General features: G+C 66.2%; 12 protein-coding genes. 4 read left to right on the forward strand and 8 right to left on the reverse strand.

Going from position 1 to position 13,487, the window contains the following annotated elements; all coding sequences use genetic code 11:
• The first annotated feature begins 75 nt into the window (after window positions 1-75).
• From J0I42_RS04960 to J0I42_RS04975, 4 genes are read left to right on the forward strand one after another with little or no spacing between them, the layout of a single operon-like run.
• Entirely contained in the window at window positions 76-984 is a 909-nt protein-coding gene (locus tag J0I42_RS04960) for a metal ABC transporter substrate-binding protein (RefSeq protein ID WP_291653352.1), read from the forward strand.
• Window positions 981-1,886 (forward strand): manganese/iron ABC transporter ATP-binding protein, encoded by a 906-nt coding sequence (locus tag J0I42_RS04965; RefSeq protein WP_291653354.1) that lies wholly within the window; start codon window positions 981-983, stop codon window positions 1,884-1,886. The genes J0I42_RS04960 and J0I42_RS04965 overlap by 4 nt, the downstream gene beginning before the upstream one ends.
• The gene (gene sitC / locus J0I42_RS04970; RefSeq protein WP_291653356.1) at window positions 1,883-2,740 is read left to right on the forward strand and encodes an iron/manganese ABC transporter permease subunit SitC; all 858 of its coding nucleotides are present in this window, start codon (window positions 1,883-1,885) and stop codon (window positions 2,738-2,740) included. The genes J0I42_RS04965 and sitC overlap by 4 nt, the downstream gene beginning before the upstream one ends.
• Complete coding sequence (locus J0I42_RS04975) at window positions 2,740-3,573, forward strand: metal ABC transporter permease (protein ID WP_291653358.1); 834 nt, start codon at window positions 2,740-2,742, stop codon at window positions 3,571-3,573. The genes sitC and J0I42_RS04975 overlap by 1 nt, the downstream gene beginning before the upstream one ends.
• Window positions 3,574-3,597: 24 nt before the next feature.
• Here the strand turns inward: J0I42_RS04975 and ltaE are convergent, their stop codons facing one another.
• The 8 genes from ltaE to J0I42_RS05015 all read right to left on the reverse strand — a co-directional run bounded on the left by ltaE (window position 3,598) and on the right by J0I42_RS05015 (window position 13,486).
• Complete coding sequence (ltaE, locus tag J0I42_RS04980; RefSeq protein WP_291653360.1) at window positions 3,598-4,644, reverse strand: low-specificity L-threonine aldolase; 1,047 nt, start codon at window positions 4,642-4,644, stop codon at window positions 3,598-3,600.
• A gap of 79 nt (window positions 4,645-4,723) precedes the next feature.
• Window positions 4,724-6,103, reverse strand: coding sequence for an L-serine ammonia-lyase (locus J0I42_RS04985; protein ID WP_291653362.1), 1,380 nt, complete (start codon window positions 6,101-6,103; stop codon window positions 4,724-4,726).
• A 144-nt stretch (window positions 6,104-6,247) separates the two neighbouring features.
• A complete protein-coding gene (gene ggt, locus J0I42_RS04990) occupies window positions 6,248-7,852 on the reverse strand; it encodes a gamma-glutamyltransferase (protein WP_291653585.1) in 1,605 nt (534 codons plus the stop codon).
• 212 nt (window positions 7,853-8,064) lie between these two features.
• Window positions 8,065-9,201, reverse strand: coding sequence for a M20/M25/M40 family metallo-hydrolase (locus J0I42_RS04995; RefSeq protein ID WP_291653364.1), 1,137 nt, complete (start codon window positions 9,199-9,201; stop codon window positions 8,065-8,067).
• A gap of 11 nt (window positions 9,202-9,212) precedes the next feature.
• Window positions 9,213-10,373, reverse strand: a complete 1,161-nt coding sequence (locus J0I42_RS05000; RefSeq protein ID WP_291653366.1) for a M20 aminoacylase family protein — start codon at window positions 10,371-10,373, stop codon at window positions 9,213-9,215.
• A gap of 23 nt (window positions 10,374-10,396) precedes the next feature.
• Window positions 10,397-11,896, reverse strand: coding sequence for a M81 family metallopeptidase (locus tag J0I42_RS05005; protein WP_291653367.1), 1,500 nt, complete (start codon window positions 11,894-11,896; stop codon window positions 10,397-10,399).
• 190 nt (window positions 11,897-12,086) lie between these two features.
• Window positions 12,087-12,812, reverse strand: a complete 726-nt coding sequence (locus J0I42_RS05010; RefSeq protein WP_291653368.1) for an amino acid ABC transporter ATP-binding protein — start codon at window positions 12,810-12,812, stop codon at window positions 12,087-12,089.
• Window positions 12,809-13,486, reverse strand: a complete 678-nt coding sequence (locus J0I42_RS05015) for an ABC transporter permease subunit (protein WP_291653370.1) — start codon at window positions 13,484-13,486, stop codon at window positions 12,809-12,811. Before J0I42_RS05015 ends, J0I42_RS05010 begins: the two co-directional genes overlap by 4 nt.
• Between the last annotated feature and the right edge of the window lies 1 nt (window position 13,487).

The raw sequence follows: 13,487 nt of genomic DNA on the forward strand, positions 1-13,487 counted from the left end.
AATCGCACTTGCAAATCGTGCTATCTTTCGGCTACCAATCAGTTGTTGCGATTCATTGTCAACAAGGATGGTGCGATGGCCTTTGGCTCACGTAGATCGGCTCTGATCGGTTTGGCAGGCGTTATTGCCGCTTCCGCTTTCGGCAGCGCGCCCGCCGCCGCCGAGGAGAAATTCAAGGCTGTCACGACGTTCACGGTGATCGCCGATATCGCGCGCAACGTCGCCGGCGACGTTGCGTTGGTCGAGTCGATCACGAAACCGGGTGCCGAGATCCACAACTACCAGCCGACGCCGGGCGACATCCAGCGTGCGCAGGGCGCGCAGCTCATCCTCTGGAACGGCCTCAATCTCGAATTGTGGTTCGAGAAATTCTTCCGCAATCTCCGGAATGTCCCGAGCGTGGTCGTCTCGCAGGGCGTCGAGCCGATGGGGATCAGCGAAGGCCCCTACAAGGGCAAGCCGAACCCCCACGCCTGGATGTCGCCGGCGGCGGCGTTGGTCTATGTCGACAATATCCGCGACGCCTTCGCCACGCACGATCCGAAGAATGCCGAGGCCTACAAGGCCAATGCCGAGGCCTACAAGATCCGCATCAAGGCGGCCGTCGATCCGATCAAAGCGGAACTCGCCGCCGTTCCGGCGGAGAAGCGCTGGCTCGTTTCCAGCGAGGGCGCATTCTCCTATCTGGCGCGTGATTTCGGATTGAAGGAACTCTATCTCTGGCCCATCAATGCCGATCAGCAAGGCACGCCGCAGCAGGTCCGGAAGGTCATCGACGCCGTGCGGAAAAACAGGATCACCGTGGTCTTCTCCGAGAGTACGATCTCCGAGAAGCCGGCCCAGCAGGTCGCGCGGGAGACCGGCGCCAGCTATGGCGGCGTCCTTTATGTGGATTCCCTGAGCGAGGCGGACGGCCCCGTGCCGACCTATATCGACCTGCTGAAGGTCACGGCCGACACGATCGCCAAGGGATTGACGCGGTGAATGCTCCCGTCGCCGGAGGCCCGCTTCCGCCCACCGCGGAGGAGGGCACGGGGATTGCGGTGACCGATGCGACGGTCATCTACCGCAACGGCCATACCGCCCTCAGGGATGCGAGCTTCCGCATCCCGACCGGCACGATCGCGGCGCTGGTCGGTGTCAACGGCTCCGGCAAGTCGACGCTGTTCAAGGCGATCATGGGCTTCGTGCGCTTGGCCAGGGGTGACATCCGCATCCTCGGCATGGCGGTGCGCGAGGCGCTGCGCCGCAACCTTATCGCCTATGTGCCGCAGGCCGAGGAGGTCGACTGGACCTTCCCGGTCCTGGTCGAGGACGTCGTGATGATGGGCCGCTACGGCCATATGGGCATGATGCGCATCGCCAAGGCGGCCGATTACGAGGCTGTTGCGAAGGCGCTGGAACGCGTCGACATGAGCGCCTTCCGCCAGCGCCAGATCGGGGAGCTCTCGGGCGGGCAGAAGAAGCGGGTCTTTCTGGCGCGTGCGCTGGCCCAGGACAGCCGGGTCATTCTGCTCGATGAGCCTTTCACCGGGGTCGACGTCAAGACCGAGGACCAGATCATCGCCCTGTTGCGGGAGCTCCGGGCCGAGGGCCGCGTCATGCTGGTCTCGACGCATAATCTCGGCTCCGTGCCGGAATTCTGCGACCGCACCATCCTGATCAAGGCCACGGTGCTGGCCCATGGCCCAACAGCGGAGACCTTCACACAGGAGAACCTGCAGCGCGCTTTCGGCGGCGTACTCCGCCATTTCGTGCTGGGCGAGCCCGGGCGCGGGGGGCAGGCGCCGGTCGGCGTGTTCACCGATGACGAGCGGCCGCTGATCCTGCGTGAAGGCAAGGCATCCCGTCGGGAGGCCGAGACGCTGGGCGGAGAGCGGGAATGATATCCGTCCTGCTGGAGCCGTTCGCCTACGGTTATATGCGCAATGCGATGTGGGTCTCGGCCCTCGTCGGCGGCGTCTGCGCCTTCCTGTCCTGCTATCTCATGCTCAAGGGCTGGTCGTTGATCGGCGATGCGCTCTCGCATGCGATCGTGCCGGGCGTGGCCGGCGCCTACATGCTGGGATTGCCCTTCTCGCTCGGCGCCTTCTTTTCCGGCGGGCTCGCCGCTGGCGCGATGTTGTTCCTGAACCAGAGGACCCGGCTGAAGGAAGACGCCATCATCGGCCTGATCTTCTCCAGCTTCTTCGGCCTCGGCCTGTTCATGGTGTCGCTCTCGCCGACCTCAGTGAACATCCAGACCATCGTGCTCGGGAATGTGCTCGCCATCACGCCGACCGACACGATCCAGCTTGCAGTGATCGGCTTCGTCTCGCTCGCCATCCTGCTCGTCAAATGGAAGGATCTTATGGTCACCTTCTTCGACGAGAGCCATGCGCGTTCGATCGGCCTCAATCCGACGGCGCTGAAGCTGATGTTCTTCACCCTGCTCTCGGCCTCGGCGGTGGCGGCGCTGCAGACGGTGGGCGCCTTCCTCGTCATCTGCATGGTGGTGACGCCCGGCGCCACCGCTTATCTGCTGACCGACCGCTTCCCGCGCCTCCTGATGATCGCTGTCACGATCGGGACGCTGACAAGCTTCACCGGTGCCTATGTCAGTTATTTTCTCGATGGTGCGACTGGGGGCATCATCGTCGTGCTGCAGACGGCGATCTTCCTCATCGCCTTCTTCCTTGCGCCCAAGCACGGCCTGCTGGCCGCCCGCCGCCGCGCCGCCTGCGAGCTGGAGGCCGGCTGATGCCCCTGATCGAGACGCTGCTGTCGCCTTTCCGCTTCGACTTCATGATCAACGCGCTGGTGATTGCGGCGATCGTCGCCGTGCCGATGGCGCTGCTGTCCTGCTTCCTGGTGCTGAAGGGCTGGTCTCTGATGGGCGATGCGATCAGCCATGCCGTGTTTCCCGGCGTGGTCCTCGCCTATATCCTCGGCTTTCCCTATGCGATCGGCGCTTTCGTCGCCGGCATGATCTGCGCCACTGCCACCGGCTTCCTGAAGGACAACAGCCGGATCAAGCAGGATACGGTGATGGGGGTGGTCTTCTCCGGCATGTTCGGGCTCGGCCTCGTGCTCTACGTCAAGATCCAGTCCGACGTGCATCTCGACCACATCCTGTTCGGCGACATGCTTGGCGTTTCGGGCGCCGACATTGCGGGCGCTGCTGCGATCGCCGCGTTCACCACGGCGGTGATCGCCGTCAAGTGGAAGGATTTCCTGCTGCACGCCTTCGATCCGGCGCAGGCACAGGCGATCGGCCTGCGGGTGAGGCTGCTGCACTATGGCCTGCTCGGCCTGATCTCACTGACCATCGTCGGCGCTCTGCAGGCCGTCGGCATCATCCTCGCCGTTGCCATGCTGATTGCACCCGGGGCCATCGCCTTCCTGCTCACGCGACGCTTCGCCACGATGCTGCTGGCATCGGTCGCGATCGCCGTGGCCGGCTCATTGCTGGGCGTCTATCTTTCGTTCTTCCTCGACAGCGCGCCGGCACCGACGATCGTGCTGCTGCTGTCCCTCGTCTTCGTCTGCACACTCCTGCATGCGAGCCGGAGAGTGCCGGAAACGTCAACCTAGACGCATAGCCCACGCTTTTGGGTGTCAGGCCCGCGCCTTCGACGCTGTGGGCATCTGTTGCCCGTCGAAGAAGCACTCGCAGGCCTCCGCCACGCGTGCGACGGCGGCGTCACCGACATCGAGATGCGTCACCCAGCGCAGGGTGCCGTAGCGCCCGCTGACCGCGATGCCACGTTCGCGCAGGAAGGCGGCGAAAGCGGCGGTATCGAGCCTCTTTGGGGACATGAACACCATGTTGGTGCGGGCCGACCCGGCGCCGAGCTCCGGGAAGCGCCCCAGAACTTCGGCGAGGACTGCGGCGCGCCGATGATCCTCGCCGAGCCGGGCGACATTGTGCTCCAGCGCGTAGATGGCAGCCGCCGCTATCACGCCGGTCTGGCGCATGCCGCCGCCCAGCATTTTCCGGATACGACGGGCCTTCGCGATGAAATCCCTCGGGCCGACGAGGATCGATCCGATCGGGGCGCCGAGGCCCTTGGACAAACAGAGCGAGACGGTGTCGAACTGCCCGGCGATCCAGGCGGCGTCGCGGTTGCTTGCCGCTGCGGCGTTCATCAGGCGGGCGCCGTCAAGGTGGGTTGCGAGACCGCGCGAGCGGGCGAGCCCGGTCGCGGCCTCCAGATAGGCATCGGGCAGGACCTGGCCGTTGAAGGTGTTCTCCAGCGCCAGCAGGCGCGTCATCGCGAAATGGAAATCGTTCGGCTTGATCGCATTGGCGATGGCGTCCAGTGCGATCGTGCCGTCCGGCTCATTCGGCAGGGGCTGGGGCTGGATCGAACCCAGCACGGCCGCGCCGCCGCCTTCCAGACGGTAGGTATGGGCCATCTGGCCGACGATATATTCCTCGCCGCGCTCGCAATGAGCCATCAGCCCGGCGAGATTGGCTTGCGTGCCGGTCGGGAAGAAGAGGGCGGCCTCCTTGCCGAGCCGCTCGGCGGTCATGGCTTCCAGCCGCTTGGTTGTCGGGCAGTCGTCGTAGACGGCGTCACCGAGCTCGGCGGCGGCCATGGCGGCGCGCATCCCCTCGCCGGGGCGCGTCACCGTATCCGAGCGGAAATCATCCACGATCATCGATCCGATCCTTGCAGGCTGTGCGTTCACACTACCCGGGACGCGCCCGAGCCATCATGCAAAAATGGCAGGGGAGGGCTCAGCATTCCGGCAGGTTCACCGCGAGCCCGCCGAGGCTCGTCTCCTTGAAACGCTCGTTCATGGCCTCGCCGGTCTGGCGCATCGCCTCGATGCAATTGTCCAGCGGCATGAAATGCGAGCCATCGCCGCGAAGGGCGAGGGAGGCCGCTGCCACTGCCTTGATCGCGCCGATGCCGTTGCGCTCGATGCAGGGCACCTGAACGAGGCCCGCGGCGGGATCGCAGGTCATGCCGAGATGGTGTTCCAGTGCGATCTCGGCGGCGTTCTCGATCTGGGCAGGCGAGCCGCCGAGCACGGCACAGAGCCCGGCCGCGGCCATTGCGGCGGCCGATCCGACCTCGCCCTGGCAGCCGGCCTCGGCCCCGGAGATCGAGGCATTGTGCTTGATGAGGCCGCCGATCGCCGCTGCCGTCAGCAGGAAATCGGCGACCTTCTCCGGCTCTGCTCCGATGCAATGATCGAGATAATAGCGCAACACAGCGGGCACGACGCCCGCTGCACCGTTCGTCGGAGAGGTTACAACCCGGCCTCCGGCCGCATTCTCCTCGTTGACGGCCATGGCGTAGACACTCAGCCAGTCGGCGGACGCATGCGGCTGAGAGCGGTTGGCCAGCTTCTCGGCCGCCAGTTGCCGATGGATGTGCGCTGCCCTGCGGCGGACGCGCAAGCCGCCGGGCAGTTCGCCCTCCTTGTTCAGGCCGCGCTCGATGCAGCCGTTCATCACCGACCAGAGCCGGGCGAGACCACGATCGACCTCTTCCGCCGGCTGGAGGTGGATTTCGTTGGCGCGCTTCATCTCCGCGATGGACAGCCCGCTATCCCTGGCCATGCGCAGCATCGCCGCCGCATTGGCGAACGGGTAAGGCCAGGAGGAGGCCTGGGTGGCGGCAGCAGGGGCTTCGCGCTCCTGTGCGGTGACCACGAAGCCGCCGCCGATCGAATAATAGGTCTCGGACAGCAGCTCCTCCCCGGCGGAATCGCGCGCGGAGAAGACGAGACCGTTGGCATGTCCGGGCAAGGGGGGGCCGTAATCGAAGACGATATCGGTCGCGGGGTCGAAGGCCAGCGGCGGCAGGCCGTCATGGTGCAGCAGATGGCTGCGGCCGAGCGCGTCGAGCTGTCTCTCGGCCGCATCGAAATCGAAGGCGGCCGGCGTCCAGCCGAGCAGGCCGAGCGCAACGGCCCGGTCGGTGGCATGGCCCTTCCCGGTGAAGGCGAGCGAGCCATAGAGCGTCGCCCTCACGGCCGCTGCCCGGTGGCACGACGGGGCCCGGCGCAGCAGATCGAGGAAATGTCCCGCCGCCGTCATCGGGCCCATCGTATGCGAGGATGAAGGGCCGATGCCGATCTTGAAGACGTCGAATACGCTCAGGAACATATCCACCCCCGCAGAGTCAGCCCGGAACGCCTCCGTGTTTCCCACCGCGCGGGAGCGCTCCAAGCCGTTGTTTCATGGCATTTTCTTCAAACGAGCCGGTATCCATCTCGCTTGAACATGTTCTTGTCCGTTTTGGAGGCAATCTCAGACGGAGATCGCCATGCCGTCGCGCTGCGGATCGGCTCCGCCGGAGCACAGCTCATCGGTGATCCCGATGGCATGAAGGGCGGCGAAAGGGAATGTCTGGGCGGAGCGCTTGACGTCATATCCAGCAGCCGTGAGTTCGGCGCTGACGCTCCGACGAATGCGGTTGGAGATGTCGATCGTGTTCGACACAGCCATCACACGGGGCGCGGCGACGGCCTCGAAGGGCGACATGCCGAAATCGATCATGTTCATGATGCCTTGCGCAATGGCCGGAGCGATATAGCTCCCGCCGGGCGCGCCGATGACGATGCGGGGCGTCTCTCCGTCGAAGACGATGGTCGGCGCCGCCGAGGAGGCGCGACGCTTGCCGGGCGCGATCGACGCTGCCCGTCCGGGGCGCGGGTCGAAGCGGCTCATCGTGCCGTTGTAGATGAAGCCGAGACCATCCGAGATCGCGCCGGACGGGCTGCCGAGCGTATGGGTCAACGCTACGCAGTTGCCCTCGCGGTCGACCACCGTGACATGAGTCGTCTCGCGCTGCGACTTGTCCAGCCGGTTGATGACAGCGCGTTCGCCGCGCCTGATCGCCTCGGCTTGTTCGGCCGCATGTTCCGTCGAGATCAATCGATCGACGGGGACGTCGACATAGGCCGGGTCGCCCATGAAGCGGTCCTTGTCGATGGTCATGCGCCGCATCGCCTCGGCGAGCAGGGTGATGTGTTCGGTGCTGCCGTGCCCGAGTGCGCCGATGTCGAAATTCTCGAGGATGTGCAGCATCTGCAGCATCGACATGCCGCTGGCCGGCGGCGGGCTGGTGGAGATTCGGTGGCCGCGATAGGAACCCCAGATCGGCTTCGCGACAGAGAGTTCATAAGCCGCGAAGTCGCGCTCGCTGATCAGCCCGCCCTGGGCCGCGAAATCTGCCGCCATGCGGGCGGCCAAGGCGCCATGGTAGAAGTCGTCCGGTCCGCTCCTGGCGAGATGCTCGAGCGTCACGGCGAGATCTGGATTGACCAGCGTGTCGCCGACGCGCTTCGGACTGCCGTCCGGCCGGAAGTAGACCTCGCGACCGGTCTTGCTGTAGCGCAGCTTGTCGCCGGTATTGACCTCGCCGCCGGCGCTCTGGTCCTGGCTCCAGAACCAGTGCATGTGCGGACGCACGAGCACGCCTTCATGCGCCTGCCGGATCGCAGGAGCCATCACGTCGCGCCAGTCCATCGTGCCGAATTGCGAAAGCGCATAGGCATAGCCCTTGACGCTGCCGGGCGTGCAGACGGCGAGATGGCCGAACTCGTTGATGCCGCCCTTGAGCAGGAAAGCGAAGCCGTCCCGCGTCTGGCCGAGCAGATGGGGCAGCCACATATCCGGCGTCGCGGCGAGCGGGGCCTTGGCGTAGAATTCGACGATCTCATGCACGCCGCGGCCGGGCATATAGACCTGCATCGAGCCGAAGCCGCCGATGCCGCACATCAGCGGGTCGACCACACCCTGCATGAAGGCGCAGGCGATGGCCGCGTCGATGGCGTTGCCTCCGCGCTCGAGCACCTCGGCCCCGGCCTCCGCCGCTTCCGGCTGCGGCGCGACAATCATCGCATTCTTCATCGTCACCATCAGTGGCATTCCCTGTCTCTTGGCATCGCCTGCGCTTGCAGGCAGCTTGGCGGCTGCGGCCGTCGATACGGCACCAGCGGCTCTGGATGAAGTGACCAGTCGATTCCGTTCGCGGGGTTCGGATGGCCGCGCGACCATATCGCTCTTGACCGCGGCCGCGGTCTCGCGTCCGGCACGCTGATGCTGTGTCGCGGCCTGGCGTCTCAGTCCGACAATCGCGCGAGAAGCCCGGCGATCAGCCGGGTGCGCCGCGCCAGGCTGTCCACCTCGATATGCTCTTCCAGCGTGTGATAGCCGGCGCCGAGCAGGCCGAGGCCGTCGAGCGAGGGGATGCCGGCCGCGCCGGTAAAGTTCGCATCCGAGCCGCCGCCGGCCGAGGCATGGCCGAGATCCCAGCCAAGCTCGGCCGCGATGCCGCGTGCCTCCCGGTAAAGCGCCATCGTGCCTTCGTCCGGCTCCCAGACCGGGCGGGTGACGGCGCGCTCGACCGTGAAGCCGGTGCCGTCCGCCTCGCGTTGCGACAGGGCGAGCATGCGCTCGACGCCACGATCCAGATCGTCCTGCCGCTTCGCCATGCTGAGCGCCTCGGCCCGGCAGGATGTCGGCACGCAATTGACCCATTGTCCGCCCTGGATCACGCCGACCGAGAAGGTGCAGTCCTCACCCGTCATCGCCTCGATGGCGAGGAGCTGCCGCGCCATCATGCTGATGGCGGAGCGCCCGTCCTTCAGGCGCGAGCCGGCATGACTCGGCCGGCCCTCGGCCGCGAGATTGAACCGGGCGATGGCATAGCGCCCGGTGACGACACCGTCGACCGGCTGGCCGGGTTCCGGCACCAGCACATAGCGGTGGCGGCGAGCCTCCTGCATGATCAGGTCGCGCGTGCCCGGGCTGCCGATCTCCTCGTCGGATGTGTAGAGCACCGTGACCGGCAGCGGCGTCGCGACGCCTGCCTTCGCCAAGGCCACGATGGCCTGGAGGCCCGCATAGGCGCCGCCCTTCATGTCGAGAATGCCCGGACCGTAGCAGCGCGAGCCGTCGCGGCGGAAGGGCAGCTTGGCCAGCGTCCCGACCGGATGCACCGTGTCGAGATGCGACATCACGAGGATGCCGGGCTCGCCCTGTCGCGGATGCGGGAAGGTCGCGCGGACGCAGTCGCCCAGCCCCTTCGGTCCGGGGATGCGGCTGATGACGGCGCCGGCCGCCGCGGTGTCGGCCGCGGCGAGATCCATCATCCGGTTGACGGCGGCGGGATCGAAGGTGGGGCTCTCGCACTCGATCCAGGGGCGCAGGCCCGCGAGGAGAGTTTCGGTGTCGAGCGGCAGGCTGGCGATATCCATCGTGTCGACCTTCAGGCGGCGGCGCGGGTTTCGACGAGCCTTGCCAGCAGGCTGGCACCGACCGGCAGGATGCCGTCATCGAGAACATAAGCCGGGTTGTGCACCGGCACGGTGCCGGCATGGCCGACCCAGGCATAGGCACCGGGCACGACCCGCAGCATGTCAGCAAAATCCTCGCTTCCCATCAGCGGCTTGCCGTCAGTCAACACACCCTCGGGTCCGACGATCTCGGCGGCGACAGCGACAACGGCTTCGGTCTGGGCCTCGTGATTGACCAGCACGTTGAAGATATTGCGGATGTCGACATCGATCGTGACGCCGAAACTCGCCGCCGTGCCGGCCGCGATCTCGCGCATCCGGTCGCGAACGAGCGCGCCGATTTCCGGCGAGAAGGTGCGGATCGTGCCGGCCAGCATCGCCTCCTCGGGGATCACGTTATAGGCTGAGCCGGCATGGATCTGCGTGATCGAGAGCACGGCGGCCTCGCGCGGGTCGGCATTGCGGCTGACGATGGTCTGCAGCGCATTGGCGAGGCTCATTGCCACGACGATGGGGTCGCGCCCCATATGGGGCATGGCACCATGGCTGCCGCGGCCGGTGATCTTGATGTCGAAGAAATCGGCGCCGGCCATGGCAGGTCCCGGGAAGATCGAGATCTGGCCGGGGTCGAGATCGGGCGAATTGTGCAGCCCGTAGATCTCGTCGCAGGGGAAGCGCTCGAACAGATTCTCCGCGATCATGCTGCGCGCGCCGCCGAGCCCTTCCTCGGCCGGCTGGAAGACGAAGACCGCCGTGCCCTTGAAGCCGCGGTTCTCGGCGAGATAGCGGGCAGCACCGAGCAGCATCGTGGTATGCCCGTCATGGCCGCAGGCATGCATCTTGCCGGCGACAGTCGAGCGCCAGGGCAGGTTGGTGATCTCCTGGATCGGCAATGCGTCCATGTCGGCACGCAGGCCGATGCGGCGGCCGGGCCCGCCGGTGCCGTGGAGGATGCCGACCAGGCCGGTCTTGCCGATGCCGCGGTGAACCTCGATGCCCCAGCCGGCGAGCTTCTCCGCGACGATGTTCGAGGTCCTGACCTCCTCGAAGCCGATCTCGGGATGGGCGTGGAGATCGCGGCGGATGGCGATGAGCTCGTCCGTGAAGGACAGGATCTCAGGCAGAACGGGCATGACAACTCCAAAGGCCGGTTGGTTCAGGCGAAGGGCTGGCCGAGGGGCGAAGTGCGCAGGCCGGGCCGCAGCCTACGCCAGGGCAGGGCGGACGGGTCGACCGGCATTGGCCCCGGCGCGGCGCAGACGAGGATCGTCTCCGCGATCGGTTCGAAATCGGCGCGGAAATGCACCGAGCTCTTGTTGACGAGGATGGCCTGCTCTGTCGGCTCAATGCCGACCTGACGGTACATCGCCTGATCGGCCATCTGCGCCTTGCGCGAGCCGACGACGATGCGGACATCGCCGATGCGCAGACAGGCGCTCGGCCCCAGATTCATGCGCGATCCCCCGTAGAACGGACCCGGTGCGACGAAGCGCCCGTCCGACAGCTTCTCGACCACGAATTCGCCGGTGAGCGGGCGATCTCCGGGAATCCCGGAGTTTGCGCCCAGCGACAGCGCGATCGTCTTGCCTTCGCCGGCGGCATGGGCGGCGGCGGCCGCCGCCGCATCAACGATGACGCCGATGGCGGCGCGTCTGGCGCCGCTCTCTACCAGAGCATGTGCCATGCCCATCGTGTCGGAATCGCCGCCTGCTCCGGGATTGTCCTGTGTGTCGGAAATGACGACGGGCCTGGTTGCGGTCTGGGACAGCCGCATCGCCTCCGCCACGCCATCCTCGGGAGAGAAGACCCGCCCCTTGAACGCGGCTTCGCTGGCCATCACGCGGGCGAGGATGGCATCGGCCGCCCGGTTGGCATCGGCCTGCGTTGCGCCATAGGCGAGGACGGTCGCGCCGCAATCGGGGAAATCTGCAGCCGGGAAGCCCGGCAGGAAGGAGAGTGTCGGTACGACCGGGCCTTCGAGCGCGGCGAGCTCCGCATAGATCGTGCGGCACGGCTCCATCGCGGTGGCCTGCCAGGCGATCGGGATCAGGTAGGGCACTTGCCGGAAGGCCTTGGCCGGGCGGGCGCCGGTCTCGATCAATTGCGCCAGCACCTCGGTCGAGCGGCTGCCTGTCAGCGCCATGTCGATATGCGGATAGGTGCGGTAGGCGACGAGCGCGTCGGCCATCGCCATCATCAACGGCGTGACATTGCCGTGCAGGTCGAGGCTGACGACGAGCGGGACGTCCGGCCCGATCGCAGCGCGCACGCGCCGCAGCAATTCGCCCTCGCCGTCGTCGTGATTCTGCGCCACCATCGCGCCGTGCAGGTCGAGATAGACGCCGTCCAGCGGCAGTGCGGCGGTGATGCGCTCGATCAGTTCGCCCGCGAGGGCTTCGAAGGCTTCGCTCGTTACATGGGCCGAGGGGCTGGCCGCGCACCAGAGCGTCGGCACGAGCTTCCAATCGCGGCTGCGGGCGCTGTCGACGAAGCCGGCGGCGCCGACATTGATGTTCTTCACCGCTGCGAAGATCGCCTCTCCGCGCGCCAAAGGCGGCCAGCCGCCGCCTTGCAGGAAGGCTTCCATCCCGGCCATGCTGGGTGCGAAAGTATTGGTTTCGTGCAGAAATCCACCAAATGCGACGCGGCGCGACATCCGTTCCCTCCCCGGTTGCGCCGAGGTAATCACAGGCGGGCGCGCGCTCCAACACGCAAAAGCGCTGGCCCGGCCATCGTCAAATGGCGGAGCGGCGCTGGCTTGGCCGCTGCACGAGGAGGCCGCCGAGATGCCGCATCCGGATCTGCGCGCGCGGGTCAGACCGGGCGGAGAGGGGCCGCGCCGCGTTCTAGAGAAGCAATCTTCCCAGGAAATCCCGCGCCCTGTCCGATTGCGGGGCCGAGAAGAAAGCTTCGGCGCCGGCCGTTTCAACGATCGTTCCTGCGTCCATGAACACGACGCGGTCGGCGACCTGCCGGGCGAAGCCCATCTCGTGAGTGACGCAAAGCATGGTCATGCCCTCCTGCGCCAGTTCAACCATGACGGCGAGAACCTCGCTGATCATCTCGGGGTCGAGCGCGGAGGTCGGCTCGTCGAAGAGCATGACCTCCGGGTCCATCGACAGCGAGCGGGCGATGGCGACGCGCTGCTGCTGTCCGCCCGAGAGCTGGCTGGGATACTTGCCGGCATGGGCTCGCAGTCCGACGCGGTCGAGCAGGGCCATCGCCTTGTGCTCGGCCTCGGCCGCATCGCGCTTCAGCACCTTCTGCTGGGCGATCGTCAGGTTGCCGAGCACCGAGAGATGCGGGAACAGCTCGAAATGCTGGAAGACCATGCCGATGCGGCGGCGCCATTCGGGGAGTCTGACATCGCGATCCCGGATCGACTTTCCCTTGAAGAGAATGTCGCCTTTCTGGAAATCCTCGAGCCCGTTGATCAGCTTGATGAGGGTGGATTTGCCCGAGCCCGACGGGCCGCAGAAGATCACCACTTCCCCCTTCTCGACCGCGACGCTGCAATCGTGCAGCGCCTGGAAATCCTCATACCATTTCGAGACGTTCTTCAGCGCGATCATGACGCCGTCCTGTTCTGAAGAAACCTGACCAGCCCACTCAGGCCGGAGCAGATCGCCCAGTAGACGGCGCCTGCCAGGAGCAGCATCGGAACCAGGGTGCCGTCGCGCTCGCCAATGCTCACGGTGTTGCGGAAGAAATCGCCGAGCGAGATGACGTAGACCAGCGAGGTGTCCTGGAAGATCACGATGCATTGCGTCATCATGATCGGAAGCATGGCGCGAAACGCCTGCGGCAGGATGATGTAGCGCATCGACTGATAGCGGGTCATGCCGAGTGCAGCGGCGGCGTGGAATTGCCCCTTCGAGAGCCCGATGATGCCGGCGCGGATGATTTCCGCGAAGAACGCCGATTCGAGCAGGACGAAGGCGACCATGGCCGAGACGAGGCGGATGTCGACGCTGGGCGAGAGACCGAAGACCGCCCGCAGGATCTGCGGCACGATCAGGAAGAACCAGAGCAGCAGCATGACCAGCGGCACGGCTCGGAACAGTGCGACATAGTATTTGGAGAAGAGTTGCAGGGGCCGACTGCCGGAGACGGCGAGCATCGCCAGGACCGTGCCGCCTGCGATACCGCCGACGATCGCGACCAGAGTGACCTGCAGGGTGACCGCGATGCCGGCGCCGATGATGCTCCTGGCCGCGAGGATGGTGTCCCATTCGAGCGCGAACATC

This window comes from Allobosea sp. (genome assembly GCF_017308015.1).
Taxonomy (GTDB): Bacteria; Pseudomonadota; Alphaproteobacteria; order Rhizobiales; family Beijerinckiaceae; genus Allobosea.